Annotated in this window: 19 protein-coding genes; 1 reads left to right on the top strand and 18 read right to left on the bottom strand. The window is 68.6% G+C overall.

Annotation, left to right across the window (positions count from 1 at the left end):
- The 5 genes from VSO01S_RS15225 to VSO01S_RS15205 all read right to left on the bottom strand — a co-directional run.
- Positions 1–3,526: autotransporter outer membrane beta-barrel domain-containing protein (locus VSO01S_RS15225; protein WP_068643665.1), on the bottom strand; the 3,526-nt coding region annotated here is incomplete at its 3' end.
- A 209-nt stretch (positions 3,527–3,735) separates the two neighbouring features.
- Positions 3,736–5,154, bottom strand: a complete 1,419-nt coding sequence (locus VSO01S_RS15220) for an efflux transporter outer membrane subunit (protein WP_068643668.1) — start codon at positions 5,152–5,154, stop codon at positions 3,736–3,738.
- A gap of 21 nt (positions 5,155–5,175) precedes the next feature.
- Positions 5,176–8,430 carry an efflux RND transporter permease subunit gene (locus VSO01S_RS15215; RefSeq protein ID WP_068643664.1) on the bottom strand — a complete coding sequence of 1,085 codons (3,255 nt, stop codon included), beginning with the start codon at positions 8,428–8,430 and terminating at the stop codon, positions 5,176–5,178.
- Positions 8,431–8,533: 103 nt separating this feature from the next.
- Entirely contained in the window at positions 8,534–9,766 is a 1,233-nt protein-coding gene (locus VSO01S_RS15210; protein WP_068643663.1) for an efflux RND transporter periplasmic adaptor subunit, read from the bottom strand.
- Between the two features lie 160 nt (positions 9,767–9,926).
- Positions 9,927–10,784 carry an alpha/beta hydrolase gene (locus VSO01S_RS15205; RefSeq protein WP_068643662.1) on the bottom strand — a complete coding sequence of 286 codons (858 nt, stop codon included), beginning with the start codon at positions 10,782–10,784 and terminating at the stop codon, positions 9,927–9,929.
- A 193-nt stretch (positions 10,785–10,977) separates the two neighbouring features.
- Here VSO01S_RS15205 and VSO01S_RS15200 point away from each other — a divergent pair, with 193 nt between their 5' ends.
- Positions 10,978–11,946 carry a LysR family transcriptional regulator gene (locus VSO01S_RS15200; protein ID WP_084241888.1) on the top strand — a complete coding sequence of 323 codons (969 nt, stop codon included), beginning with the start codon at positions 10,978–10,980 and terminating at the stop codon, positions 11,944–11,946.
- Positions 11,947–12,011: 65 nt separating this feature from the next.
- On the opposite strand, the gene VSO01S_RS15195 is transcribed toward VSO01S_RS15200, so the two are convergent.
- The 13 genes from VSO01S_RS15195 to VSO01S_RS15135 form a co-directional block, all read right to left on the bottom strand.
- Positions 12,012–12,749, bottom strand: a complete 738-nt coding sequence (locus VSO01S_RS15195) for an amino acid ABC transporter ATP-binding protein (RefSeq protein WP_068643661.1) — start codon at positions 12,747–12,749, stop codon at positions 12,012–12,014.
- A 172-nt stretch (positions 12,750–12,921) separates the two neighbouring features.
- Positions 12,922–13,590 (bottom strand): amino acid ABC transporter permease, encoded by a 669-nt coding sequence (locus tag VSO01S_RS15190; RefSeq protein ID WP_174544738.1) that lies wholly within the window; start codon positions 13,588–13,590, stop codon positions 12,922–12,924.
- Between the two features lies 1 nt (position 13,591).
- A complete protein-coding gene (locus tag VSO01S_RS15185) occupies positions 13,592–14,347 on the bottom strand; it encodes an amino acid ABC transporter permease (protein ID WP_068643660.1) in 756 nt (251 codons plus the stop codon).
- An 87-nt stretch (positions 14,348–14,434) separates the two neighbouring features.
- Positions 14,435–15,331 (bottom strand): transporter substrate-binding domain-containing protein, encoded by an 897-nt coding sequence (locus tag VSO01S_RS15180; protein ID WP_068643659.1) that lies wholly within the window; start codon positions 15,329–15,331, stop codon positions 14,435–14,437.
- A 133-nt stretch (positions 15,332–15,464) separates the two neighbouring features.
- A complete protein-coding gene (locus VSO01S_RS15175; protein ID WP_068643658.1) occupies positions 15,465–16,916 on the bottom strand; it encodes an aspartate ammonia-lyase in 1,452 nt (483 codons plus the stop codon).
- 177 nt (positions 16,917–17,093) lie between these two features.
- Positions 17,094–18,056, bottom strand: coding sequence for a LysR substrate-binding domain-containing protein (locus VSO01S_RS15170; protein ID WP_068643657.1), 963 nt, complete (start codon positions 18,054–18,056; stop codon positions 17,094–17,096).
- A 56-nt stretch (positions 18,057–18,112) separates the two neighbouring features.
- Positions 18,113–19,624, bottom strand: coding sequence for a M81 family metallopeptidase (locus VSO01S_RS15165; protein WP_068643656.1), 1,512 nt, complete (start codon positions 19,622–19,624; stop codon positions 18,113–18,115).
- A gap of 19 nt (positions 19,625–19,643) precedes the next feature.
- Positions 19,644–21,032 (bottom strand): amidase, encoded by a 1,389-nt coding sequence (locus tag VSO01S_RS15160; protein WP_068643655.1) that lies wholly within the window; start codon positions 21,030–21,032, stop codon positions 19,644–19,646.
- Between the two features lie 46 nt (positions 21,033–21,078).
- Positions 21,079–22,728, bottom strand: a complete 1,650-nt coding sequence (locus tag VSO01S_RS15155; RefSeq protein ID WP_068643654.1) for a dipeptide ABC transporter ATP-binding protein — start codon at positions 22,726–22,728, stop codon at positions 21,079–21,081.
- 4 nt (positions 22,729–22,732) lie between these two features.
- Positions 22,733–23,686 carry an ABC transporter permease gene (locus VSO01S_RS15150; protein WP_068643653.1) on the bottom strand — a complete coding sequence of 318 codons (954 nt, stop codon included), beginning with the start codon at positions 23,684–23,686 and terminating at the stop codon, positions 22,733–22,735.
- A gap of 7 nt (positions 23,687–23,693) precedes the next feature.
- Positions 23,694–24,635, bottom strand: a complete 942-nt coding sequence (locus tag VSO01S_RS15145) for an ABC transporter permease (protein ID WP_068643652.1) — start codon at positions 24,633–24,635, stop codon at positions 23,694–23,696.
- Positions 24,636–24,651: 16 nt separating this feature from the next.
- A complete protein-coding gene (locus VSO01S_RS15140) occupies positions 24,652–26,232 on the bottom strand; it encodes an ABC transporter substrate-binding protein (protein WP_068643651.1) in 1,581 nt (526 codons plus the stop codon).
- 13 nt (positions 26,233–26,245) lie between these two features.
- The gene (locus tag VSO01S_RS15135) at positions 26,246–26,782 is read right to left on the bottom strand and encodes a MarR family winged helix-turn-helix transcriptional regulator (RefSeq protein WP_068643650.1); all 537 of its coding nucleotides are present in this window, start codon (positions 26,780–26,782) and stop codon (positions 26,246–26,248) included.
- Positions 26,783–26,805: the final 23 nt, after the last annotated feature.

Below are 26,805 nucleotides of genomic sequence, written 5' to 3'. Positions count from 1 at the left end.
GGTAGGTGACCGCCTGGAAGCCCTGCTTGCCCCACTGGTGGCCCACGTTGACCCAGCCGGTCCAGCCGTTGGCCAGGTCCGCGTTCACGCCCATCTTCACCTCGTAGCGGTCCTTGGGGTACAGCCCCGAGATCGCCACCTGGTTGAACGCCAGCGCCGCGTCCGTGTTGTCGCGCCACCAGTTCAGCGTCAGGTACGGCTGCGCACGCATCTTGTCATCGCCCACCCACGTGCCGTAGGTGCGCACGCCCAGGCGCGAGATCCAGCCGCTGCCCTCGGCGCTGGTGATGCGCGTGCCGTTGGCCTCCTGCACATCGTCCTGGTCGGCCTTGGCATAGATCAGCTGCGCCTGCGGCTCGATCACCCAGGTGCTGTCCTTCAGCGGCCTGAAGGCATAGCCGGTCTCGCCCGACAGGGTCAGGCCGGTGGAGTCGTAGCGCACGCTGGGCAGCCCTTGGCCGTCCACCGTGTTCTTGTACCAGCCGTAGGTGCCCCACACGTCCGCATACCAGCCCAGCTTGTCGGCATCGTTCTGGTACCAGGTGGCGTACGCACCCAGGTTCCAGCCTTCGCTCTTGCCCTTGGCCGTATAGGGGTTGCCCGTGGCGCGCGCATCGGTGCGCGAGCCGCCGTAGCCCAGCATGCCGCCCAGGTGCAGGCGGCCTGCATCGCCGCCCACGCCCCAGCGGGCCACGTCGCCGCCGCCGTGCAGCAGCACGTTCTCGGTGCTCACGCCGAAGCCGCCGTCGGCGCTGTCGGTGTCGGTGACCCGGCCCACCACGCGCAGCCAGGCGGAGCTGCGCTTGTCGCCTTGCTGCCTGCTGGCCGCCGAGGACTGGCCCGCGTTCTGCCCCTCGATCCACTGCGGCTCGCCCAGGCGGTCGTGCAGGCTGTGCACGAACATGTTGGCCGTCTCGTGCTGGTTGGCCAGGTAGACGCCCACCTCGGGACGGTACAGGGGCACCCACTCGGCCGGCGCGGCCACGGAAGGGGCCGGCGGCGCGGGAGGAGGAGGCGGTGCAGGAGGCTGCGGTGCGGGTGGCTGCGGTGCGGGTGGCGCCGGCGGTTCGGGCGGTGTCGGCGGTGCGGGGGGCTCCACCGGCCGCGCCGAACGCAGATACCAGCCTTGCGCATCGCTCGTATCCACACTGCCGCGGTAGAGCATGTATTCGTAGGGCCCACCGACCACGCGCGAGCCCAGCGAGAAGGCGCCGGCCTCGGTGGTGGCGCCGTTGTTGGCGCTGACCACCTGGATGCCGTTGCCCGGCGTGAATGCGCCAGGCCCGCCGCTGTTGCTGATGCGCAGGCTGGTGCTGCCCGTGGCCGCCCCACCATCGACCACCAGGCGGTCCGACGGCGAACCATCGCCGCCCAGGTAGGTGTTCAGACCCAGCGTGCCGCCCTGGCCCTGGTAGTTGACCGCCGTCAGCGTCTTGTAGCTGGACAGCTGGTCGACCGCACCGGCAGGCGCGCTGAACTGGATCACGCTTCGGATGTTGTTCAGCGTCGTGACGTTGGAATTGCCCGTCATCGTCCACTGCGAATCGGCCAGCGTCACGTTGCTTGTGCTGCCGGCCTGGGTGACGGCGGCGCCGACCAGCGTGGACGGATCCACCGTGATGTTCAGGTTGGCGGGATTGGCCGCGTCGGTGGAACCCACCTGCAGCCACAGCCCGTTGTTCTTCTCGGCCTTGGAGTTGGTGAACGTGATGTTGGCGCTGCCGCCATCGGCCTGGATCGAGGGGCCCTGGACGGTGGTCAGCGTCGAGTCGCTCAGGTTGATCGTGCTGGTCACGCCTGCCGGGCCCGCGGTGTACAGGGCGGCCGCGTTGGCGCCCGTGGTGCCGAGCGTGCTGCCCGCCACCGACAGCGTGCCGCCGTTGCGTGCCACGCCCGCGTGCGCGTTTGCGCCGCCGGTGCTGACGTCGACCGCGCTGGCGTTCAGTTCGGCGGAGGCGCCCCAGGCGAACAGGCCGTAGGCGCTGGCGCCCTGGGTGGACAGGGTGGCGTTGCTGATGTTCAGGATGGCGCGCGAGCCAGTGCCGGTCGGAACGTCTGCATTCAGGGTTCCAATGGTGCAACCTGGCCCGCTTGCCAGGCGCGAACAGGCTTGCGCCCCATGGGCCAGGTCACCCGAGGTCGTGACGCTGGCGCCCGCAGCGCCATTGAACGACAGCACGGTATCGGGCTGCGCCGGTGCAACGTCCACCTCGGCGATCAACCCGACGCCGCTGCTGCCGCTGGTCGAGACCGTCGAGGCGCCGTTGATCGTTACCCTCGAGCCCGTCAGCGCGTCCGCGCCATGGGCATCCGCGCCGGACGTCATGACGTTCACCGCCGTGGCGGTCACGGCGGAATCGGCGAACTGCGCGAACAGGCCGTGCGCATTGGCACCGGTGGTCGCCACGCGGCTGCCGTCCAGCACGATGGTCCCTGCGGACTGCGCATAGGCGCCGTGGGCACGCAATCCCTGCGTCGAGGCCTGGACACCCGATGCCGTCACGGCCGAGCCGGCCCCTGTGGCGTTCATGGCTCGCGAGTCGTCGCCGACAGTGGTGATCACGGCATCGCTCAGCGCGATGGTGCCGCCCGCCGCGGCAAAGGCGCCGCGGGCGCGTTCCTTCGAGGTGCTCACCGTGAGTCCGGACGCCACGATGCCGGAGCCTGCACCGTTGGCATTCAAGCCAGACGAGTTGCTCCCCGTCGTCTCGACTTTGCTGGTGGAGGCGCCGTTGCCGGTGATGCGCACCTGGCCGCCCGTCAGCGCGCGCACGGCGGCGGTATCGGCGCCCGCGGCGCTGACCATGAGACCGCCGGTGGTCTGCACGGTGCCATGCTGCTGCGCCAGGATGCCTTCCCCAGATTGGGCGGTGATGGTGTTGGCCGCCCGCGTCGAGGTGTCGAGCACCACCGTCGCGTAGCCGTACGCTTCCACGGCGCTGCGGCTCGAGGTTGCAATGCTGACATCCGTACCGTGGATGGTGGTGACATCCCCCAGCGCGTTGGTGCCCAGCGCATGAAGCCCGAAACCCTGGCTCGAGACGAGGTCGGAATTAGCCAGGACGATGCTGCCTCCGGCCTGCGCAAGCGCACTGGTACCGACGGTACGAATCGTCAGGCCCCGGCCGATGATGGTGCCTGCCTTCGGTCCATCGCCGGCAGCCGAAAGCCCGTAGGCCACGAAGTCTCCGGTCGTGGTGATCGAGCCACCCTGTTCAAGGCTGATCGTGCCCCCGCCGCCGGCGCTGCCCACCACGACCACGGCCTGCGCCCCGCCGCCGCCAGTGATGACGGTGATCGGGCCCAGTGCCCTGACCGCGCCGCCGTTCTGCACCTGGATGGCCCGTCCCCCGGTGCCGCCGGCGGTCCCGGTGTCGATGGTGGTGTTGGCCGGAATGTCTACCGTGGTTCCGTCGGCATTGACCTGCTGTGCCCCGACCGTCCCGGCCGCCAGGGCCGCCGTGCTGGCAACCAAGGCCGAATAGACATAGTTCAGGCGCGGACGCGCCTTGCTGCGTGTGTTCATTGACCCTCTCCTGTGCTTGTCGCACGTCAATTCGCGCGCAACCAGGATCGGTCGGCGCCTCCTTCTTTCGCTTATTGCTTTTCAAAGGATGCGCGTTTGTAAACAAGCAACAAAAGAGCGTCAACTCATAGGCAGATACTTTTGGATTAACTGGTGAAAAATTCTGTACTGGCAGGTCCCGAGGTGACGCCGATCACGCGACGCACCGCCTAGGAGGCGGACACCTCCCACCCGCCACCCAGCGCCCGCACCAGCGCCACCGTGGCCTGGTATTGCTGCGCCTTGATCAGCAAAGCCTGGCGGCTGTTGCGCAACTCGCTGCGGCGCGCGTCCAGCAGGTCGAGCTGGCTGATGGCGCCGTTGCGGTAGCGCACGTCCGACAGGCGCGTGGCGCGGCGCGCCGAGCTCACGGCCTGGGCCTGCACGGTGGACTGCTGCGCCAGCAGGCGCAGCGCGGCCAGCTGGTCCTCCACGTCGCGGAAGGCGCCCAGCACCTCGGCCCGGTAGTCGGCCATGGCACCGTCGAAGGCCGCGCGTGCACTCTGCTCGCCCGCCTCGCGACGGCCGCCGTCCAGGATCGGCAGCGACAGCAGCGCGCCCACGCCCCACGACCGCGCGGACCACTTCAGCAGATCGCCCAGGTCGGTGGAGGCATAGCCCCCATCCGCGGTGAGCGCGATGGTGGGGAACCACGCGGCCTGCGCCACGCCCACGCGTTCCTGCGCGGCCTGCACGCGCCACTGCGCGGCCTGCACGTCGGGGCGGCGCTCCAGCATCTGCGACGGCAAGCCGGCGGGGATGGTGGGCAATGCCGTCGTCCAGTCGGCCACCGGCAGCGAGAAGCCCGTGGGCAATTCGCCCAGCACCACCGCGAGCGCATGCTCGACCTGTGTGCGTTGCCGCGCCACGGCCAGCGCGTCCGACTCGGTGGCTGCCAGCTCGGTGCGCACGCGCTCCACATCCAGCTCGCCCAGGTCGCCCGCACGCTGGCGGCGCTCGGTGAGCTGCAGCGTGTCGCGGTAGGCGTCCACCGTCTCTTGCATGATGAGTGCCTCGGCATCCAGCGCGCGCACCGCGAGGTACAGCTGCGCTGTTTGCGACTGCACCGCCAGGCGGGTGCTTTGCAGCAGCGCCTCGCGCGACCTTGCATCCAACGACGCAGCGCGGCTGGCACCGGCCAGGCGGCCGAACAGGTCCAGTTCCCACGACGCCCCCAGGCCGGCGGTGAACAGGTTGGCCGGGCGCATGCCTTGCACCTTGTCGATGCCGGCGCCGCGCGCAGCCGATGCGCCCAGGCCCACCTGCGGCATGCGCTCCGAATCCACTTCGCGCGCCAACGCGCGGGCTTGCGCGAGGCGCGCCGCGGCCTGCTGCACGTCGGTGTTGCGGTCGGCCGCGCGGGCCACCAGCGCCTCGAGCTGCGGGTCGCGGAACACGGTCCACCACTGCGCATCGCCGGGCAGCGGCGCCTCGGCCGGCGCACCGGCACGGTCCGCCGTGGGCTTGACGCCTTCCTTGTAGCCGGACGGCGTCTCCAGTTGCAGGTCGATGGCCGGCGGCGTCGAGCAGCCGGCGAGCACCAGGGCCGCCACCAGCGGCAGCCAGGTCCAGGAGATCTTCTTGTTCATGGTCTGCACTCCTTCTATTTCTTACTCGTGAACGCCACGCGGCGCGGCCGGCTGGGGCTGAGCACCGCCGCCGCTGCCGTGCGACACGTCGGCCGCCGGCGCAAAGGCCTCTTCGTCGTGCACTTCCTTGCCGTGCAGCTTGAGCGCGCGGTTGCCCGCCAGCCTGCGCAGCAGCACGTAGAACACCGGCGTGAGAAACAGGCCGAAGGCCGTGACGCCGATCATTCCGGCGAACACCGCCACGCCCATGGCGCTGCGCATCTCCGAACCCGCGCCGGACGACAGCACCAGCGGCACCACGCCCATCACGAAAGCCAGCGAGGTCATCAGGATCGGGCGCAGTCGCAGGCGGCTGGCTTCCACCGCAGCCTGCCAGGGCGTGCGGCCGGCAAACTCCAGCTCGCGCGCGAACTCCACGATCAGGATCGCGTTCTTCGCCGACAACCCCACGAGCACCATCAACCCGATCTGCGTGAACACGTTGCTGTCGCCGCCCGAGATCCACACGCCGGTCATGGCGGCCATGATCCCCATCGGCACGATCAGGATGATGGCCAGCGGCAGCGTCAGGCTTTCGTACTGCGCAGCCAGCACCAGGAACACCAGCAGGATCGCCAGCGGGAACACGATCACCGCCGAGTTGCCCGCCAAGATCTCCTGGTAGGTCAGGTCGGTCCACTCGAAGTCGATGCCCTTGGGCAGCGTCTCGGCGGCGATGCGCTTGATGGCGTCCTGCGCCTGGCCCGAGGAAAAGCCCGGGGCCGGGCCGCCGTTGATGTCGGCGGTGAGGTAGCCGTTGTAGCGCATGGCGCGCTCGGGGCCGAAGCTGGAATCCACCTTCATCAGCGCCGACAGCGGCACCATCTCGCCCGAGTTCGAGCGCACCTTCAAGAGGCCGATGTCCTCGGCGCGGGCGCGGTACGGCGCATCGGCCTGAACGCGCACGCTGTAGGTGCGACCGAACTTGTTGAAGTCGTTCGCATACAGGCTGCCCAGGTAGATCTGCATGGTGTCGAAGATGTCCTGCACCGGCACACCCAGCTGGCGCGCCTTGGTGCGGTCGATGTCGGCGTACAGCTGCGGCACATTGACCTGCCAGCTGGTGAACATGCCGGTGAGCTCGGGCGTCTGGTAGGCCTTGGCCATGAAGGCCTGCACCGCCTGGTCCATGGCGGCATAGCCGACGCCGCCGCGATCTTCCAGCTGCAGCTTGAAGCCGCCCGTGGTCCCCAGGCCTTCCACCGGCGGCGGCGGGAACATCACGATGAAGGCGTCCTGGATCTTGGCGAACTCGGCGTTGAGCTGTTGCGCCACCGCGCCGCCGCTCTGGTCCTTGCGCTTGCGCTCGTCGAAGGGCTTGAGCATGGCAAAGGCAATGCCCGAGTTGGAGCTGTTGGTGAAGCCGTTGATCGACAGGCCCGGGAACGAGAGCGAGCCCTCGATGTTCGGGTTCTTGGCCATGATGTCGCCCATGCGGCGGATCACCTCGTCGGTGCGGTCCAGCGTGGCGCCGTCGGGCAGCTGGGCAAAGCCGATCAGGTATTGCTTGTCCTGCGCCGGCACGAAGCCGTTGGGCACCGCCTTGAACAGGCCGAAGGTCACGCCGATGAGCGCCAGGTACACGACCATCATCAGCGCCTTGCGCGACAGCACGCGCTTCACGCCGCCGCTGTAGGCCTCGGAACCGCGGTGGAAGAACCGGTTGAAGCCGTTGAACAGCCCGCCCAGCGTGCGGTCCATGCCGCGGGTGAGCGCGTCCTTGGGCTCGTCATGGCCCTTGAGCAGCAGCGCAGCCAGGGCCGGCGACAGCGTGAGCGAGTTGATCGCCGAGATCACGGTGGAGATCGCGATGGTCACCGCGAACTGCCGGTAGAACTGGCCCGTGAGGCCCGAGATGAAGGCCAGCGGCACGAACACGGCCACCAGCGTCAGCGCGATGGCGATGATGGGGCCCGACACCTCGCGCATGGCGCGGTAGGTCGCATCGCGCGGCGACAGGCCCGAGGCGATGTTGCGTTCCACGTTCTCCACCACCACGATCGCGTCGTCCACCACGATGCCGATGGCCAGCACCAGCCCGAAGAGCGTGAGCGCATTGATCGAGAAGCCCAGCAGGTGCAGCACCGCGAAGGTGCCGATCACCGACACCGGCACTGCCAAGAGCGGGATGATCGAGGCGCGCCAGGTCTGCAGGAACAGGATCACCACCAGCACCACCAGGGCAATGGCTTCCAGCAGCGTGTGCACCACCGAGTCGATGGAGGCGCGCACGAACTGCGTGGGGTCGTAGGCGATGCGGTACTCCAGGCCCTCGGGCATGAACTTGGCCAGCTCCGTCATGGTCTCGCGCACGTCGTGCGAGATCTGCAGCGAGTTCGAGCCCGGCGACTGGAATACGCCGATGCCCACCGCCTGCTGGTTGTCCAGCAGCGAGCGCAGTGCGTATTCGGAGGCGCCCAGCTCGATGCGGCCCACGTCGCGCAGCCGGGTCACGGCGCCGTCGCTGCTCGTCTTGACGATGATGTCGCCGAACTCTTCCTCGCTCTGCAGGCGGCCCTGCGCATTGATCGAGAGCTGCAGGTCCACGCCCGGCAGGCCGGGCGAAGCGCCCACCACGCCGGCGGCGGCCTGGATGTTCTGGCCGCGGATGGCCGCCACCACGTCGTTGGCCGACAGGCCGCGCTGCGCCACCTTCTGCGGGTCGAGCCACACGCGCATGGCGTACTCGCCGCCGCCCCAGGCCTGCACCTGGCCAACGCCGTTGATGCGCGCCAGCCGGTCCTTGACGTTGAGCACCGCGTAGTTGCGCAGGTAGTTCATGTCGTAGCGGCCGTTGGGCGAGACCAGGTGCACCACCATCGTGATGTTGGGCGAACTCTTCACCGTCGTGAGGCCCAGGCGCCGCACTTCTTCCGGCAGGCGCGGCTCGGCCTGCGAGACGCGGTTCTGCACCATCTGCTGCGCCTTGTCGGGGTCGGTGCCCAGCTTGAAGGTGACGGTGAGCGTCATCACGCCGTCGGTGGTGGCCTGGCTGCCCATGTAGAGCATGCCTTCCACGCCGTTGATGGATTCCTCCAGCGGCGTGGCCACCGTCTCGGCAATGACCTTGGGGTTGGCGCCCGGGTACTGGGCGCGCACCACCACCGAGGGGGGCGCCACTTCGGGGTACTCGGAAATCGGCAGGCCGCGCAGCGCGATCAGGCCGGCCAGCAGCATCAGCACCGACAGCACGCCCGCAAAGATGGGCCGGTCGATGAAGAATTTGGACAGATTCATCTCTCTTCTCCTTTTTCGAGGGCGAGCGCATCCCGGGCGCCATGCCGGCGCCTGTGCGCTGCTCTCAGGATTCGGTCAGTCGCCCGTCGGGCAGACTGCTCAATTAGTTGGTGGCGACCTTGGTGTCCTTGCCCGCCCCTGCTTGCGCGGCGGCGTCCATCGGCACATCCTTCGGCTCGACCGCGGCGCCGGGGCGCACATGCTGCAGGCCGTTGACCACGATGCGCTCGCCCGGCTTCAGGCCCGAGGCCACCACCCGCAGCCCGTTGGCCGGTGCGCCGAGCGTGATCTCGCGGTACTCGGTCTTGTTGTCGGCGTTCACCACCATCACGAACTTCTTGCTCTGGTCAGTGCCGATGGCCCGCTCGCTCACCAGCAGTACCTTGGCGGCCTGGGCCTGGCCCATGCGCACCCGGGCGAACTGGCCGGGAATGAGGTTGCCGTCCTTGTTGTCGAAGGCGGCGCGCACACGCACGGTGCCGCTCTTGGCGTCGACCTGGTTGTCGATGAGCTGCAGCCGGCCTTCGAAGGGCGTGCCGTTGGTGGCGGCGGTGCCCATCTGAACCGGAATCTCGTCGATGCGGGCGCGCGAGCCGTTGCCGGGCAGCGCCTTCAGCGCGCGGCCGATGGCTTGCTCGTCCACATCGAAGCTCGCGTAGATGGGGCTCACCGAGACCAGCGTGGTCAGCACCGGCGCCGCGGCGCCGGCACCCACCAGGTTGCCCACGGTGACTTCCAGCTTGCCGATGCGTCCGGACACCGGGGCGCGCACCTGCGTGTAGCCCAGGTTCAGCCGCGCGCTTTGCAGCGCGGCCTGCGCGGCGCGCAGGTTGGCCTCAGCCTCGCGCTTGGCATTGCTGCGCTCGTCCAGTTCGCGCTGGGCGATGGCCTGCTCGTTCCACAGGCGCGTGGCACGCACCTGCTCGCTTTGCGTATACGACAGGCGGGCCTGGGCGGCGGCCACCTGCGCCTCGGCGCGATCGACCTCGGCGGCATAGGGCGCGGGGTCGATGGTCACCAGCAGGTCGCCCTGCTTGACCAGCGCGCCTTCGGTGAAATGCGCGGCCTGCACGGCGCCGGCCACGCGGGGGCGGACATCCACCCGCTGGACGGCTTCGAGCCGGCCCGAGAACTCGTCCCAGGCGTTGATCTCGGTGGCTTCCACCGTGGCCACCGACACCGGCACCGCCGGCGGTGCGGCGGGCGGCGCGCTGGCTTCGGCGCGCTGGCTGTTCAGGCCGAACACGGCCGAGGCGAGCGCCAGGGCGGCCGTGAGGGCGGTGAGCGTCGGCCACAGGCTCTTGCGTGCGGCGGAGCGGATCTGTTGCTTGGTCATGGTCTTCTCTTCCTTATCGGTTCCATTCGAGATGCAACGGGCCCTCCTGCGCGGATGGCGCGCTGGAAAGCGTGGTTTGTTTTTTTGGGAGCAGGCCGGCCGATAGGCCGGTTTCGCCGGTATCTCCGCCGGCGACGAACTCAGGCTGGCGAAGCGTCAGTCAGTCCGCAGGCGGCGGCGCCGCGCTGAAGAACTCGCGAAAGTGCTGCTTCACCGTCACTGCACAGGGACATTCGCCGCTAGCGCCCTGCGCCAGCGACTCCTCCCAACCGGCTGCGCTGGGCAGCACGATGCTGGTGACCGTATTGCCCGCGTCACGCAGGCGGGCCGCATAGGCCAGGCCTTCGTCACGCATGGCATCGTCCTGACCGACCACCACCAGGGTGGCCGCCAACTGGCCGAGCCGCAGCGATGCACTGGGCACCGCGTACGGATGCAAGGCATCCTTGGGCCGTCCCAGGTACTTGGCCCAGCCTTCGGCCCACTTGCAATGCATGCCGTCGTCGGCCGTGGCCTTGCGCAGCGACTCGGTCCCCACGCACGGGTCGAGCATGGGCGAGAGCAGCAGTTGCCCCGCCAGCGGCGGATGGCCGCGGTCGCGGGCAATCAGCGCCACGGCTGCCGCCAGGTTGCCGCCGGCTTCCTCGCCCGCCAGGAAGATGCGGGCGCCCTTGCCGGCCAGCCTGGTGCGGTTCTTGAACAGCCACTCCAGCACGTCGAAACCCACCTCGATGGCGCCCGGGAAGGGGTTTTGCGGCGCCAGCGGATAGGCCAGCGACACCACCACCGCGCCGCTGGCGGCCAGCAGCCGGGCCACCATGCGGCCGTCGTCCAGGTCGCCGCACACGAAGGTGCCGCCATGAAAGTGCAGCACCAGCGGGCCGCCGCCGGCCACCTTGTCGCCGTAGATGCGGGCCTGGACAGGCGCGCGCCCGGCCAGCTCGATGCGCACGTCCTGCTCAGCCACGCCTGGCGCGGCTTGCGCATTCGGATTGGCGGTTGTTGGGCGGGGCGACATGGGCTGAGTTTGAAAAGGGGAATCGACAAAGTGCGATGGTCTGGATATTAGGACGCTTCGTTGTGCTGAAAACCCCCAATGCACATTCAAGTCTGTTTCTTCCGAAGGAACAATCAGAGGCCAAACCGCGTGTGAGAATCCCGCTCCCCTGGGGAAACCCCCAGGGCCAGGGCATCCCCGGAGATTGAAAACAATGGACCCCATTCTTTCCATGCGCGCCTTCGTGCGCGTCGTCGAATCCGGCAACTTCACCCGCGCGGCCGAGTCGCTGGCCCTGCCCAAGGGCACGGTCACCAAGCAGATCCAGGCGCTGGAGGAGCGCGTGCAGAGCAAGCTGCTCAACCGAACCACCCGCCGCGTCACCGTCACGCCCGACGGCGCCGCGTACTACGAGCGCGCCGCTCGCCTGCTGAACGACTTCGACGACCTGGAGTCGAGCATGACCAATGCGCAGGCCAGCCCGCAGGGGCGGCTGCGCATCGATGTGGGCTCGTCCACCGCGCAGCTGCTGATCATTCCGGCGCTGCAGTCCTTCTGCGACAAGTACCCCGACATCCAGGTCGACCTGGGCGTGACCGACCGCCCGGTGGACCTGCTGGGCGAGAACGTGGACTGCGTGATCCGCGCCGGCCAGCTCACCGACCAGTCGCTGGTGGCCCGGCGCATCGCCTTGCTGCCCTTCATCACCGTGGCTTCGCCCAGCTACGTGAAGCGCTACGGCATGCCCGAGCATCCGCGCGACCTGGAAAAGCGCCACCACGTGGTGGCCTACTTCAACAGCCGCACCCGGCGCAACTTCCCGCACGAGTTCAAGAAGGGCGACGAGTACTACGAGCTCACCCTGCCCTACCGGGTGTCGGTGAACGAAGCCAATGCCCACTTCAGTTCGGTGGTGGCGGGCTTCGGCATCTCGCAGTGCGTGAGCTTCCAGGCCCAGCCCTACATCGAGCGCGGCGAACTGGTGCAGCTGCTGCCGGACTGGAACGTGGAGCCGCTGCCGATGTACGTGGTGTATCCGCCCAACCGCCACCTCAGCCCCAAGGTGCGGGCCTTCGTCGACTGGACGGCCGAGCTGTTCGCCAACCACCCGCAGCTGGGCACGCGGGCGACCGCTGCTGCGGCCAATGCGGCGTCGAATACGGCGCCGGCGCTGGCGGCCTGACGAATCGAAGCTCGGCAGCACCTTCGCCCGGGCCGGTGGCCGGCACGCGCCAGCCTCCAGCAGGCTCAGTGCTGCAGGATCTTGTTGAGGAAATCCTTGGTGCGCGGCTGGCGGTTCTCGGGGTGGCCGAAGAACTCGTCCTTGGAGCAGTCCTCCAGAATGCGGCCGCCCACGTCGATGAAGATCACGCGGCTGGCCACCTTGCGGGCAAAGCCCATTTCGTGCGTGACCACCATCATGGTCATGCCTTCCTTGGCCAGGCTCACCATCACGTCGAGCACTTCGCCCACCATCTCGGGGTCGAGCGCCGAGGTGGGCTCGTCGAACAGCATCACGATCGGGTCCATCGACAAGGCCCGTGCGATGGCCACGCGCTGCTGCTGGCCGCCGGAGAGCTGGCCCGGGAACTTGTCCTTGTGCGCCATCAGGCCCACGCGGTCGAGCATCTTCAGGCCGCGCACCTTGGCGTCGTCCAGGCTGCGGCCCAGCACCTTCACTTGCGCGATGGTGAGATTTTCGGTGACCGACAGGTGCGGGAACAGTTCGAAGTGCTGGAACACCATGCCCACCTTGGAGCGCAGCTTGGGCAGGTTGGTCTTGGGGTCGTGCAGCGGGATGCCGTTGACGGTGATCTCGCCTTTCTGGAAGGGCTCCAGTGCGTTCACGGTCTTGATGAGGGTGGACTTGCCCGAGCCCGAGGGCCCGCACACCACCACCACGTCGCCCTTGTCGATGCTGACGGAGCAGTCGTTGAGCACCTGCACCGGCCCGTACCACTTGGAGACGTTCTTGATGTTGATCATTTGTTCAGCCATGGCTTTTCCTCTTTTCTGGCTTTGCTTAAGCCGCTTGATTCGATACGGTCGCTTGCGGGAAACACCGCGGAACCGGCTTGGCCGGGCCGCTGGTGTTGCCCCCTTGAGGGGGGATGCGAAGCGACACGAAGTCCGCGGAGATTCGGGGGTGGGTCATGTGCTATCGAATGATGGCGATCTTCTTGTGGATGCGCTTGACCACATAAGACAGCGAATAGCAGATGATGAAGTAGATCACCGCAGCGAGCAGGTACGACTCCACCGGGCGGCCGAAGTTCTTGCCTGCGGTCTCGAAGCCCTTGAGCAGGTCGTAGGCACCGATGGCATACACGAGCGAGGTGTCCTGGAACAGGATGATGGTCTGCGTGAGCAGCACCGGCAGCATGTTGCGGAAGGCCTGCGGCAGGATCACCAGCTTCATGTTCTGGCCATAGGTCATGCCCACGGCCTGGCCGGCGAAGACCTGGCCGCGCGGGATCGACTGGATGCCCGCGCGCATGATCTCGCTGAAGTAGGCCGCCTCGAACGCGATGAAGGTGATGACGGCCGAGTACTCCGCGCCGATGGGCCGCCCGATGACGAAGGGCACCAGCAGGAAGAAGCCCAAAATCACCATCACCAGCGGAATGCTGCGCATGCCGTTGACGTAGATGGCGGCCGGAACGTCCAGCCACTTCTTGCCCGACAGGCGCATCAGCGCCAGCAACGTGCCGAAGAAGATGCCGCCGATGGTGGCCACAGCCGTGAGGAACACGCTGAAGTAGAAGCCCTTGAGCACGAAGCTCGTGATGACGTCCCAGCTGTAGAAGCCGAAGTCGAGATTCATCATGTCAGTGTCCTCCCCCGGTGCCGGCGGCAACGAAGCCGGGCACGCGCGACTTCTTCTCGATGTAGGCCATGATCCGGTTGATGACCAGTGCCGAGAAGATGTAGAGCAGCACCACGCCGATGTAGATCTCCATGTTGCGCGCGGTTTCCTCGCCCGCCTGCAGGTAGAACTGGGTCAGCTCGGCGATCGACACCGCGAAAGCCACCGACGAGTTCTTGAAGATGTTCATCGACTCGCTGGTCAGCGGCGGCAGGATGATCCGGTAGGCCATCGGCAGGATCACGTAGCGGTAGTACTGCACCGTGGTGAAGCCCACGGCCATGCCCGCATAGCGCTGGCCCTTGGGCAGCGCCTGGATGCCCGAGCGCACCTGCTCGGCGATGCGCGCCGAGGTAAAGAGGCCCAGCGCAAGAACAACCAGGACAAAGGGCGGGAAGTCGCGCATGGCCGGAAACAGCGCCGGCACCACGTGGTACCAGAGGAAGATCTGGACCAGCAGCGGAATGTTGCGGAAAAGCTCGACCCAGGCATTGCCCAGGCGCACCAGCCACGGGCTGTCGGGCAGCGTGCGCAGGATGCCGATGATGGAGCCGACGATGAGGGCGATCGCCAGGCCGCACAGCGACACCGACACGGTCCACCCCCAGGCCGACATCATCCAGTTGAGATAGGTGTAGGCGCCACCGGTGCCGAAGCAGCCGGGCACCAGGTCCCCATCGATTGTGTCTTTGCAGAAAACCTGCCAGTCCCATGCCATGCGGAACTCCTCGCTGTTCTTGTATGTTCAATCGATAAACAAACGCCCGCCTCCATGGGCGGGCGCTTGTTTGCAGGTCATGCCGGATTACTTCTTGGCGTAGTCTTCCATCGGCTTGTTGTTGGGAGTCGCCCAAGCCGCCTTGGTGGCATCCGACAGCGGCAGGTTCATGGCCGTGTTGGTCGGGGGAATGGGCTGCATGAACCACTTGTCGTACAGCTTGGCGAGCGAACCGTCCTTGATCTGGCGCTCGATCGAAGCATTCACCGCCTTCAGGAAGGCGGCGTCACCCTTGCGCACCATGCAGGCGATGGGCTCGACCGACAGCTCGGGGCCGACGATGGCGAAGTCCTTCGGGCTCTTGGCCTTGGAGATGTTGGCGGCCAGGATCGAGCCGTCCATCACGAAGGCGTCGGCGCGGCCGGACTCGAGCAGCAGGAAGCTGTCGGCGTGGTCCTTGCCCATGACTTCCTTGAAGTCGATGCCCTGGGCGCGCTCGTTCTTGCGCAGCGTCTGGACCGAGGTGGTGCCGGTGGTGGTGGCGATGGTCTTGCCGTTCAGGTCCTTCAGGTCCTTGATGCCGGAGTTGGCCTTGACCGCGATGCGCACCACTTCCACGTAGGTGGTGTGGGCGAAATCGACGTCCTTCTGGCGAGTGGCGTTGTTGGTGGTGGAGCCGCACTCCAGGTCCACGGTGCCGTTCTGCACCAGCGGGATGCGGTTCTGCGAGGTGACCGGCACATAGTTGACCGCGAGCTTCTTGCCGGCGTCCTTGCTCAGGTCGTCGACGATGCGCTCGGCCATTTCAGTATGGAAGCCCGTGTACTTGCCGTTGCCCAGCGTGAAGGAGAGCGCGGAGGAGTCGCGCACGCCCAGGGCAATGGAGCCGCTGGCCTTGATCTTGGCAAGCGTGTCATTCGCCTGTGCGAAGGCACTGCCCATGGCCAGCGCCGTGACAGCCAGCGCGACGATTTGTTTCTTCATGCGGATTACTCCTGTACTTACGGATGGATACGAAAAGCTAAATTCTAGACAACAGCAAAGTAGGGCGTACAGGTACCAACCCGGTGCGCACCGCGCACGCCCTTGGGGAACGCTCCCCCCTCGCAACCGGATACTAAGCAGTCTTTGTGCCCGTTGGTGCAATCTCCGGATGCACCGGTGCCGCCAGGCGCATCGGCTGGGTGAGCTTCTCGGGCACCAGCAGGGCGTCCATCTCGGCGCGGCTCATGATGCCCAGCGATTCTGCAACCTGGTCGATGGGCCCGCCCGTGGCCAGCGCCGTCTTGGCAATGAGCGCCGCCTTCTCGTAGCCGATGAGCGGATTGAGCGCAGTGACGAGCGTGACCGACTCGCGCACCCGCCTGGCCAGGAACTCGCGGTTGGGCTCGATGCCTTCCACGCAGTTCTTCTGCAGGGTATGGCAGGCACGGGCCAGGTGCTGGATGCTCTTGAACAGGCTCCAGCCCATGATCGGCTCGAAGGCGTTGAGCTGCAGCTGGCCGGCCTCGGAAGCCATGGTCACCGTGACGTCGTTGCCGATGACTTCGAAGGCCACCTGGTTCATCACCTCCGGAATCACCGGGTTGACCTTGCCCGGCATGATGGACGAGCCGGCCTGCCGCGCCGGCAGCCGGATCTCGCCGAAGCCGGCCTGCGGGCCGCTGGAGAGCAGGCGCAGGTCGTTGCAGGTCTTGCTGAGCTTGGCCGCCACGCGCTTGAGCACGCCCGACAGCTGCACGAAGGCGCCGGTGTCCTGCGTGGCTTCCACCAGGTTGGCCGCCTGCTTGAGCGGCACGCCGGTCTGCTCGGCCAGGTACTGGCAGGCCAGGTTGGCATAGCCCTGCGGCGCGTTGATGCCGGTGCCGATGGCGGTGGCGCCCAGGTTGATTTCCTCGATGAGCGCGCGCGCCTCGCGCAGGCGCTGCTCGTCTTCCTCGATCATCACGGCGTAGGTCAGGAACTCCTGGCCGAGCGTCATGGGCACGGCATCCTGCAGCTGCGTGCGGCCGATCTTCAGGATGTCCTTGAACTCGTGCGCCTTGGCCTCGAAGGCGCCGCGCAGCGCGACCATGGCGTCGATCAGGCGGCCGATGGCGAACCACAGGGCCAGTCGCACCGCCGTGGGGTAGACGTCGTTGGTGCTCTGCGAGGCGTTGACGTGGTCGTTGGGGTGCAGCACGTCGTAGGCGGCCTTGGGGTGGCCCATCTTCTCGAGCGCCAGGTTGCAGATCACCTCGTTGGCGTTCATGTTGGTGGAGGTGCCGGCGCCGCCCTGGATGACGTCGACCACGAATTCTTCGAGCAGGTGGCCGGCCGCGATGTCGTCGCAGGCCGCAAGAATGGCATCGGCGCGCTCGCGGCTGATGGCGCCCAGGTCGGCATTGGCGCGGGTGGCCGCCTTCTTCACGTGCGCCAGCGCGCGAACCAGGTCGGGCATGGCCGAGATGCGCGTGCCGGAGATGGGAAAGTTCTCCACCGCGCGGGCGGTGTGTACGCCCCAGTAGGCCGCGGCGGGGATCTTCCGCTCGCCGAGAAAGTCGTGTTCGATCCTGAATCGGGATTCCATGTTGGAGGCGCTCCGTCTGGGTATAAAAAAGAGTGCACGCCAAACGGCGTGCACTCGATAAGCAAAGTTGCGTGACAGCGAAAACGCAGCGACTGTATGCCTGCCGCCCAAATCGCGCCAATGCTTGTTGTAAGCGGGGTTATGCGGGCGCCGCATAGTTGCTGCGCCGCACAAAAATCAGCGCTTGGGCGCCTGGGCGAGCAGGTAGTTCCAAAGGGCAGCGGCCGAGCCCTTGGGCTGCACGCCATTGGCGCCCTTGCCGCCGGCGGCCGACGGCACGGGGCGCTGCCGGTAGGCGCGCACCTCCATCGTGGCCTCGAGGCGATCGATCTCCGGCGGCAAGGCGCTCACCAGCTTGCGCGAGCGAACCTCCTTGCGCACCGCGCTCTGCGGCAGGAAGGCGATGCCGTGGCCTTCCAGCGCCATGGCCTTCAGGCCCTCGGCCATGTCGGTCTCGTACACGCGGTCCAGGTGCATCGCCTGGGGCGAGTCCTTGAGCAGCTGGTCGACGATGCGGCCCAGGTAGGCACCCGGTGCATAGCCCAGGTAAGGCAGCGGGTGCCCGGCGCGGCCCGGCAGGCGGTAGCGCGGCGCACCCTCGGCGTCCGGCCGCACCCAGGGCGCCACCACTTCCTGGCCGAGGCTGACCATCTCGTAGCGGGTGGCGTCCAGCTCCAGCGGCACCCAGGGGTGGTGGTAGGCGATGAGCAGGTCGCAGCCGCCCTCCACCAGCCGGTGCACCGCATCGTGCACGTTCAGGGCGATGAGCCGGCTCTTGAGCGCGCCGAAGCCTTCTTCGCGCAGCTGCGTCACCCAGGCCGGAAAGAAGGTGAAGGCCAGCGTGTGCGGCACCGCGAACTCGATCACGTCCTGCCCCGCGCTGGAATGGCCGCGCAGCATGGCCCGCGTACTCTGCAGGTCCTGCAGGATCTCGATGGCCTGCGCGTACAGGGTCTGGCCGGCCGGCGTGAGGCGCGTGGGGTAGGAGCTGCGGTCCACCAGGTCGGCGCCGGCCCAGACCTCCAGCGCCTGGATGCGCCGCGAGAAGGCCGGCTGCGTCACGTGCCGCAACAGCGCCGAGCGGCTGAAGCTGCGGGTCTCGGCCAGGCTGACGAAGTCTTCAAGCCACTTGGTTTCCATGAACGGCAATTATGGTGCGCGCCCCCGCGGGGCCGCGCCTTGCCGCTCGCAGAACATCAAGGTCGAAGCGCCATCGACGGCGGCAGCTTCGTCCAGGGCAGGTCGGCCGGGTCGGCCGCCATCGGCCCCGCCGCCTTGGCCACCAGGATGCGGCTGGCAATGGGCGCGAAGTCGGCGCGGAAGTGCACCGAGCTCTTGTTGACCAGGATCTTCATGGCTTCCGGCTCGATGCCCACGCAGCGGAACAGCTCGCGGTCCAGCATCTGGCTCTTGAGGGTGCTCAGGCCCACCAGCACGCCTTGAACCTCAAGGCAGGCGCAGGGGCCGAGCCGCACCTGGGCGCCCGCGCCCATCGGGCCCCTGAGCGTGACCTGTCCATCGCCGAGGCGGCGCACCGTGGCACGCACCGCCACGGGCGGATCGCTGAACTGCCCGCCCCAGGTCGGGACGCTGCGGCCCAGCCGCACCTCGATCTGCGCGCCCTCGCCTGCCGCATGCGCCGCGGCCACCGCTTCGGGGTCGGCCAGCAGGCCGATGGCGACCTGGCCGGGAAAGCGCGCGCCAGCGCCGCAGGCCAGCAGTGCATGCAGCAGGCCGGTGGTGTTGCTGTCGCCGCCGGCGCCGGGGTTGTCCTGTGTGTCGGCGATGACGACAGGCTGCTGCGCGTCGGCCGCCAGGGCCATGGCTTCGCGCACGGCGGCCTCGGGCGCCAGCAGCGCCGTCTGCCACTGGCTGCGGGGCTGGTCGACGCGGGCGAAGAGCGCGGCCACGGCCGCTTCGGCCGCCTCGCTGGTTTCGCCATGGGCCCAGATGACCGGGCCGCATTCGGCAATGTCGGCAGCCGGAAAGCCCATCGCGAAACTGAGCACGGTGCCGTGCTGCGCGTCCAGCCGCTTCAGTTCCTCGTAGATGGCGTCGGCCGGCGCGGCCATGGTGCATTGGGCATTGAGGGGCAGCAGAAAGTCCAGCCGCCGCACGGCCAGCCGCTCGCGGCTGCCGCGCGCCAGCCGTCGCGCCAGCAGCCGGGCCGCCAGCACGCCCGTGTCGTGCGTGTCGACGTGCGGATAAGTGCGGTAGGCCACCAGCCCGTCGGCCAGCGCCAGCATCTGCGCCGTGACGTTGGCATGCAGGTCCAGGCTGGCGACGATGGGAACATCGGCTCCCACGCGGGTACGGATGCGCGCCAGCAGTTCGCCCTCGGGGTCGTCCAGGTGCTCGGCCACGGCGGCGCCGTGCAGGTCCAGGTAGACGGCATCGACGCCGGGCCCCGCCAGCGCGGCGCGCAGGTCCTCGTCGATGTCGCTGGCAATGCGCTCGAAGGCATCGCGCGTGACATGGGCCGACGGGTTGGCGCCGGCCCAGCCCGAGGGGCTGAGCGTCCAGCCCCGCGCCTCGGCCTCGACGATGAAGCCGCCGATCGGCAGCGCGCGGCCCCGGTAGGCCTGCACCATCTCGCCGCCGCGGCGGTACGCGGGAAAGCCGGAGCCGGCCTCGAAGGCCGCCCAGTCCGCACGCGAAGGCGCGAAGGTGTTGGTCTCGTGCTGGAAGCCGGCGATGAAGACGTTCATGGCGCAAGCACTCCGTCGCTCAGCGCGGTTCGGGCCACGCAGCCTGCGGGCCGCGCGCCTGCTCGTAGAAGTGCGCCAATTGCAGCACGCCCAGGTCGTCGAAGCGGCGCCCGATGATCTGCAGTCCGATGGGCAGGCCTGCGGCCGAATGGCCGCAGCGGATCGATGCGGCCGGCTGGCCCGACTGGTTGAACGGCACGGTGAAATGCGAATCGCGCAAGGCGAACTCCCCGCCGCTGTTGATGGCCTCCGCCGCAAAGGGCAGCACCGGCGAGACCGGCGCCAGCACGAAGTCGTGCGCCAGCGTGGCGGCCACGGTGGCTTCGTGCATGGCCTGCATGCGGGTGAAGGCCCGGAAGGTTTCCTCCGGCGTCCAGTCCGCGGCCTTCTCGGCGGCGGCGTGGATGTAGCGGGCGGCCAGCGCGGCCCGCTCGGGCGGCATGGCCGCCAGGTCGACGCGGCAGCGCATGGTGAAGAACTGCGCCAGGCCCAGGCGCATCTCGTCGGTGGTCCAGTCGGCCAGCGGCTCGACGATGGCGCCGGCCGCCTCGAACACGCGCGCCGCGGCTTGCACGGCGGCCAGCACCTCGGCGTCGACCTTCCAGCCCTGCACCGCGGCCTCGGTCCACAGGCCGATGCGAAGACCGCGCACGTCGCGCTCCAACTGCTGCCAGGCGATGTCCTGCGGCGGCAGGCTCAGGTAGTCGCGCGCATCGGGCCGCGACACCACCTTCATCAGGAGCGCCGCGTCGGCCACGGTGCGCGTCATCGGTCCGATCACCCGCGCCGGCGCCGGCGGCTCGCACGGCACGCGCCCATGGCTGGGCTTGAGGCCGAACACGCCGCAGAAGCTGGCGGGAATGCGCACCGAGCCGCCGATGTCGGTGCCCAGGTGCAGCGGGCCGTAGCCGGCCGCCGCGGCGGCACCGGCGCCCGAGCTGGAGCCGCCGGTGTTGTGCGCGGTGTTCCAGGGATTGCGCGTGAGCGGATGGAAGCTGGACGGCGCCGCGCCGAGAAAGCCGAAGTCCGGCATCGTGGTCTTGGTGACGATGACGGCGCCCGCCTCGCGCACGCGCGCGGCCGCCGGTGCGTCGACCGGGGCCGGCGCAAGTTCGGTCGCGGCGCTGCCCAGGGGCTTGGGCGTGCCGCGGGTGGCGATGTTCTCTTTCAGGGTGATGGGCACGCCGTCCAGGTCGCCCAGCGGCTCGCCGCGCGCCCAGCGCTGCTCGGAAGCAGCGGCGCCCGCGAGCGCAGCTTGCGCATCGAGGCCGTAGGTGGCGCGGATCTGCGGCTCCCATTGGTCGATGCGCCCGAGCACGGCTTTCACCACATCGACGGGAGAGAGGGTGCGCGCGCGATAGCGGCCGAGCAGTTCCGTGGCGGAGAGTTCGAAGAGGCGAGAAGACATGGCGCTTTCTTGTTGTTGGAGGAATGTGGATGGACCCCGGGGCCGCTCACCCCTGCCCGAAAACGAAGCCCTGGCCCGGCGCGGCGGCCAGCAGGGCGCGGGTGTAGTCCTCGCGCGGCGCCAGCAGCACCTGATGCGCATCGCCCTGCTCGACGATGCGCCCCTTGCGCATGACGATCACGCGGTCGCAGATCTGGCTGGCCACGCGCAGGTCGTGGGTGATGAACAGGATGCCGATGGCCAGCCGCTGCTGGATCTCGCCCAGCAGCTTGAGGATCTGGTCCTGCACCGACACGTCGAGCGCGGACACGGCCTCGTCGGCGATCAGCACCTTCGGCTCGCAGGCCAGCGCGCGGGCAATGCACAGGCGCTGGCGCTGGCCGCCCGAGAACTCGCTCGGGTAGCGGTGCAGCGCCTCGGGCTTCATGCGCACCAGCGACATCAGGGCCTCGGCCTGACGCCAGGCCGCCTCGGGCGACACGCCGAAGTTGACCGGACCCTCGATGATCGAGCGGCCCACGGTCTGGCGCGGGTTGAGCGAGCGGTTCGGGTCCTGGAACACCACCTGCACGCTGCGCCGAAAGGCGGTGAGGCGGGCGCGGGCCGATGGCTGGGCCTGCGCGTGCGGCACCTGCACTTCGCCCGCCGTGGGCTCGGTCAGCCGCGCGATGCAGCGCGCGACGGTCGACTTGCCCGAGCCGGATTCGCCCACGATGCCCACCGTTTCGCCGGCGTGCAGGTCGAAGGACACGTCCTGCGCCGCATGCACCTCGCGCCGGCGCGCGGGCCAGCTGCCCATGCGGTAGGTCTTGCTGATGCCGCGGGCGCTCAGCAGGGGCTGCGGCTGCCCGGTTGCCGCAGGCGCGCGCCGCCCCGGCTCCAGCCGCGGCACGGCGTCCAGCAGCATGCGGGTGTAGGGCTGGGTCGGCCGGCGCAGCACCTGCTCCTTGGGGCCGCTCTCGACCTGGCGCCCGAGCTCCAGCACCACCACCTGGTCGGCGATGTCGGCCACCACGCCGAAGTCGTGCGTGATGAACAGCACCGCCGTGCCCGATGCCTGCTGCAGCTCGCGAATCAGGCCGAGGATCTCGGCCTGCGTCGTCACGTCCAGCGCCGTGGTCGGCTCGTCGCAGATCAGCAGCGCGGGCCGAAGAATGAGCGCGATGGCGATCACGATGCGCTGGCGCTGCCCACCCGAGAGCTGGTGCGGGTAGGCGTCGTAGATGCGCTCGGGCTCCGGCAGCTGCACGCGCTCGAACACCTGCAGCACCTGCGCGCGCCGCGCGGCGGCGTCGAGCTGCGTGTGCTCGGCCAGCATCTCGTCCACCTGTGCGCCGCAGCGCATCACCGGGTTGAGCGCGGTCATGGGCTCCTGGAACACCATGGCCATGCGCGTGCCGCGCAGCGCGCGCAGCCGCTGCGGCGAGGCGGTGGTCACGTCCTCGCCCAGCAGCTCGATGCGCCCGCCCGCGTGGCGCAGGGCCGCAGGCAGCAGGCCCATGGCCGCCTGCGCGATCACGGACTTGCCCGAGCCCGACTCGCCCAGCAGGCACAGCACCTGGCCGGGCATCACGTCGAAGGAAATGTCGTGCACCGCGTGCGGGCGGTCAGCGCCGGCCGGCAGTGCGATGCGCAGGTCGCGCACCGACAGGCAGGGCGCGCCGGATGCGCCAATGGGGGAGTTCGGCTGATTCATGGTTTCAGCCTCCCCGCTGGTTGAACTTGGGGTCCAGCGTGTCGCGCAGGCCGTCGCCCAGCATGTTCACAGCCAGCACCGCCAGCGCGAGCATCGCACCCGGCAGCAGCACGGTGTGCGGATGCGCGCTGAAGTGGCCGCGGCCCTCGGCCATGATGTTGCCCCAGGTCGGGATGTCGGGCGGCAGGCCGATGCCCAGGAAGGACATCGCAGATTCCACCAGCATGGCGGCGGCGCAGATGAAGGTCCCTTGCACGATCAGTGGCGCCACGGCGTTGGGCAGGATGTGGCGCAGCATCAGGCGCCAGGTCGGCGTGTCCAGTGCGACGGCGGCCTCGACATAGGGTTCCTCGCGCACCGACAGCACCACCGCGCGCACCAGCCGGGCCACGCGCGGCGTGTCGGGCACGACGATGGCGAGGATCACCGTGAGCACGCTGGGCCGCCATGCCGCCACCAGCGCGATGGCGAACAGGATCGAGGGGATGGCCATCATGCCGTCCATCACCCGCATGATCGGGCCGTCGAGCCGGCGGAAGTAGCCGGCCACCAGGCCGATCAGCGTGCCGGCCAGCATGGACAGCACGGCCACCGCCACGCCCACCACCAGCGACACGCGGGCACCGTAGGCGACGCGGCTCCAGACGTCGCGGCCCAGGCTGTCGGTGCCCATCGGGAACAGGCGCTCGAAGCTGTCGCCCGCCAGCGTCACGAACTCGGCGCGCGCGCCGGGGGGCAGGTGCGAGCTGGCCGGGTCCATGGCATTGGGGTCGATGGTGTAGAGCAGCGGCGCGGCCAGGGCCATGAGCAGCATCAGCGCCAGCAGTGCGCCGCCCAGGCGCACCGCGCCATTGGCGAGCACCCGGCGCAGCAGCGAGGCGCGCGGCGAGATGGCACGGGGCGCGGCCGCGGCGGGAAGTGCGGAAGATGCGGAAGACGTGGAAGACGTGGAAGACATGGCGAACTCAATAGCGGATGCGCGGATCGAGCAGCAGGTAGCTCAGGTCCACCAGCAGGTTGACGACCACGTAGACGGCCGAGAAGAACAGCGTGATGCCCTGGATCAGCGGGTAGTCGCGCGAGAGCACGGCGTCGACGGTGAGCTGCCCCAGCCCCGGAATGGCGAACACCGTTTCGGTCACCACCACGCCGCCGATGAGCCCGGCGATGCTCAAGCCGACGATGGTGACGATGGGGACGGCCGCATTGGCCAGCGCATGGCGCAGCAGCATGCGCACTTCGGCGATGCCCTTGGCGCGCGCCGTGCGCACGTAGTCCTCGGTGAGCGCTTCCGACACGGCCGCGCGGGTGACGCGGGCGATCAGCGCCGCATACATCACCGCCAGCGCCAAGCACGGCAGCACCAGGTGGTGCAGCCAGGGCAGCACGCCATCGGCCAGGCGGCGATAGCCCTGGGACGGGAACAGCCCCAGCTGCATGGCGAACAGCCAGATCAGCAGGTAGCCGGCCACGAAGACCGGCACCGAGAAGCCGAGCACCGAAGCGCCCATGACCACCCGGTCCAGCACGCTGCCGCGGCGCCAGGCGGCCAGCACGCCCAGCGGCACGGCGATGAGCACCGTCAGCACGATGGTGACCAGCGCCACCGACACCGTCGGCTCCAGGCGCTGCCCGATCAGCTCCGCCACGCCCATCTTGTAGAAGAAGGAATAGCCGAGGTCGCCGCGCAGCACCTGCCCGGACCAATGGAAGAACTGGATGAGCAGCGACTGGTTCAGGCCGAGCTGCTCGCGGATGCTGGCGATCTGCTCGGGCGTGGCCGCGTCGCCCGCGATGGCGGCGGCCGGATCGCCCGGGGTGAGGCGCAGCAGCAGGAAGACGATGACGGCGACGACCAGCAGCACCGGCAAGGTCGCAAGGCCGCGCCGAACAAGAAAGTTGGACATGATGGCGGCGCTCGGCTCAGGGCGTGGCCGCCTGCTTCTTCTCGATGTTCCAGTACAGGTTGACCGACGAGGGCAGCAGGCCCGAGACCCCGCGCCGCGCCGCCGTCAGGCCCCGCACTTCGCCCAGCGGGGCGAACACGCCGGTTTCCAGCGCGCGGGTCTGGATCTGCGCCGCCAGGCTCTTGCGCTGCGCCGCGTCGGCGGTCTCGATGAAGCGCAGCTTCAGCGCCTCGAGCTCGGCGTCGGCGGGCCAGCCGAAGAAGCCCGCATCGCCGTTCCCGGTGAGCGCCGTGTGCGTCAACGGGCTGCTGGCATCCACGCCGCCCCAGTAGGTGACGAACACATTCCAGCCGCCCTTGTCGGCCGGGTCCTTCTTGGCGCGGCGCGTGACCAGGCTGGCCCAGTCCATCTGCTGCACGTCGACGTTGAAGCCGGCCTGCTTGAGCAGCTCGCCGTAGACCAGCGGCAGCTTGTTGAGCGCGGGCGAGTCGCTGGGCAGCATGATGACCACCGGCTTGCCGTCGTAGCCCGCCTCCTTGAGCAGCTTCTTGGCCGCCTCGAACTGGGGCTTGCCCGTGAAGAAGCCGGTGGGAGAGCCGCCGAACGCCGAAGCGCACAGATAGACCGAGGCGCAGGTCTTGTAGAAGTCGCGCTGCACGACCTGGGCGCGCAGCAACGCCTCCTGGTTGACCGCCAGCATGGCCGCGCGCACGATCTTCGGGTTGTCGAAGGGCGCCACCTTGTGGTTGAAATGGGCGGTGTAGGTGCCGGCGGGCAGCACGTCCAGCAGTTGCACCTTGTCGCTGGCCTGCAGTTCGGCCGCGCGCGACGAGGGAACCACCTCGAGCACATCCACCTCGCCGTTGAGCAGTGCGTTGGCCTGCGTCTGCGGATCGCGCAGGAACACCCACTCGACGCTGTCCACCTTCACGACCTTGCCGCCGGCCAGCCCCGCGGCAGGCTCCTGGCGCGGCACGTAGTTGGGGTTCTTGCGGTAGACCACACGGTCGCCCGGCCGGAAGTCTTCCTTGCGCAGCGTGAAGGGCCCGGAGCCGACCAGGCTGTCGATCTGCTGGTCGGCGGGCGTCTGCGCCACCTTGGCCGGCATGATGAAAGGCACGTTGGGGCTGGGCTTGCCCAGCGCATCGAGCACCACGCCGAAGGGCTGCCTGAAGGTCATGCGAAAGCCGTTGGCGCCCTCGGGCTCGATGCTTTCGAGGGCCGCATAGAGCTTCTGGCCCAGCACGTCGCGCTTGCCCCAGCGCGCGAGCGATGCGATCACGTCCTGCGGCGTCACCGGGGAACCGTCATGGAACTTCAGCCCGGGGCGCAGCGTGAAGGACCACACCTTGTTGTCGGCGCTGGCGCTGTACTTGTCCACCATCTGCGGCCGGATCACACCCTTGTCGTCCAGTCCGAACAGGGTGTCGTAGATCATGTAGCCGTGGTTGCGCGTGATGTTCGCCGTGGTCCACACCGGATCCAGGACCTTCAGGTCGGACGAGGGCACCACGCGCAGCGCCACCTGGGCGAAGGAGGCGCTGCACAGCGCCAGCGCGGCCACGGCGCCACCGCGGCGCAGGAATCGGGAGATCATCGGAACCACCTTTCTAGCGAACATTGCGGGAAGACGGCTGCGCGGCATCAGCCTTGCTCTCGCGCAACTGGGTCACCAGGAAATCGAAGATCTCGCGCGAGCCGGACTCGGCCGCGATGAGCTTGAGCAGCACGCGCCGCAGCATGTCGATCTCGGCGGCGCTGAGGATGTCCAGGAAGCGCTCTTCCATCTCGTGTCCGATCGGCTCGGCGCGCAGCACCAGCGCCTCGCCGGCATCCGTCAGCGTGAGCAGGATCTGCCGCGCGTCGGCGGCACCCACATGGCGCTGGACCCAGCCGCGCTGCACCAGCGCGCTGACCAGCTTGGACACCAGCGTCTTCTCGATGCCGCAGAGATTGACCAGGTCGCCCATCGAGATGTCGGGTGCGGTGCCGATCATGCGCAGCAGGCGCAGGTCGCGCACGGACACGCCCAGTTCCGTTTCGTACACCTGCGACCCCCGGTAGCGCGTGCGCTCGGAAGCGACATCGAGCAGCACGTTGAGGTAGTCCGACTTGATGTCGAGGGGGCGGCGCCGCGCGGATTTCATGAACTCTTCAATAGTTGAATGTT

This window comes from Variovorax soli NBRC 106424, from assembly GCF_001591385.1.
Lineage (GTDB): Bacteria > Pseudomonadota > Gammaproteobacteria > Burkholderiales > Burkholderiaceae_C > Variovorax > Variovorax soli.
Note: the sequence above shows the minus strand (reverse complement) of the source record. Positions and strands in the feature narration are given on the sequence as shown.

Excerpts from the sequence above, each read along its gene's own strand:
- VSO01S_RS15150 (WP_068643653.1), bottom strand. The coding sequence starts at position 23,686 with ATGTCTTCCACGTCTTCCACGTCTTCCGCATCTTCCGCACTTCCCGCC.
- VSO01S_RS15175 (WP_068643658.1), bottom strand. The coding sequence starts at position 16,916 with ATGGAATCCCGATTCAGGATCGAACACGACTTTCTCGGCGAGCGGAAG.
- VSO01S_RS15155 (WP_068643654.1), bottom strand. The coding sequence starts at position 22,728 with ATGAATCAGCCGAACTCCCCCATTGGCGCATCCGGCGCGCCCTGCCTG.
- VSO01S_RS15200 (WP_084241888.1), top strand. The coding sequence starts at position 10,978 with ATGGACCCCATTCTTTCCATGCGCGCCTTCGTGCGCGTCGTCGAATCC.
- VSO01S_RS15140 (WP_068643651.1), bottom strand. The coding sequence starts at position 26,232 with ATGATCTCCCGATTCCTGCGCCGCGGTGGCGCCGTGGCCGCGCTGGCG.
- VSO01S_RS15215 (WP_068643664.1), bottom strand. The coding sequence starts at position 8,430 with ATGAATCTGTCCAAATTCTTCATCGACCGGCCCATCTTTGCGGGCGTG.
- VSO01S_RS15220 (WP_068643668.1), bottom strand. The coding sequence starts at position 5,154 with ATGAACAAGAAGATCTCCTGGACCTGGCTGCCGCTGGTGGCGGCCCTG.
- VSO01S_RS15145 (WP_068643652.1), bottom strand. The coding sequence starts at position 24,635 with ATGTCCAACTTTCTTGTTCGGCGCGGCCTTGCGACCTTGCCGGTGCTG.
- VSO01S_RS15205 (WP_068643662.1), bottom strand. The coding sequence starts at position 10,784 with ATGTCGCCCCGCCCAACAACCGCCAATCCGAATGCGCAAGCCGCGCCA.
- VSO01S_RS15160 (WP_068643655.1), bottom strand. The coding sequence starts at position 21,032 with ATGTCTTCTCGCCTCTTCGAACTCTCCGCCACGGAACTGCTCGGCCGC.
- VSO01S_RS15210 (WP_068643663.1), bottom strand. The coding sequence starts at position 9,766 with ATGACCAAGCAACAGATCCGCTCCGCCGCACGCAAGAGCCTGTGGCCG.
- VSO01S_RS15185 (WP_068643660.1), bottom strand. The coding sequence starts at position 14,347 with ATGGCATGGGACTGGCAGGTTTTCTGCAAAGACACAATCGATGGGGAC.
- VSO01S_RS15180 (WP_068643659.1), bottom strand. The coding sequence starts at position 15,331 with ATGAAGAAACAAATCGTCGCGCTGGCTGTCACGGCGCTGGCCATGGGC.
- VSO01S_RS15165 (WP_068643656.1), bottom strand. The coding sequence starts at position 19,624 with ATGAACGTCTTCATCGCCGGCTTCCAGCACGAGACCAACACCTTCGCG.
- VSO01S_RS15135 (WP_068643650.1), bottom strand. The coding sequence starts at position 26,782 with ATGAAATCCGCGCGGCGCCGCCCCCTCGACATCAAGTCGGACTACCTC.
- VSO01S_RS15195 (WP_068643661.1), bottom strand. The coding sequence starts at position 12,749 with ATGATCAACATCAAGAACGTCTCCAAGTGGTACGGGCCGGTGCAGGTG.
- VSO01S_RS15190 (WP_174544738.1), bottom strand. The coding sequence starts at position 13,590 with ATGATGAATCTCGACTTCGGCTTCTACAGCTGGGACGTCATCACGAGC.
- VSO01S_RS15170 (WP_068643657.1), bottom strand. The coding sequence starts at position 18,056 with ATGGAAACCAAGTGGCTTGAAGACTTCGTCAGCCTGGCCGAGACCCGC.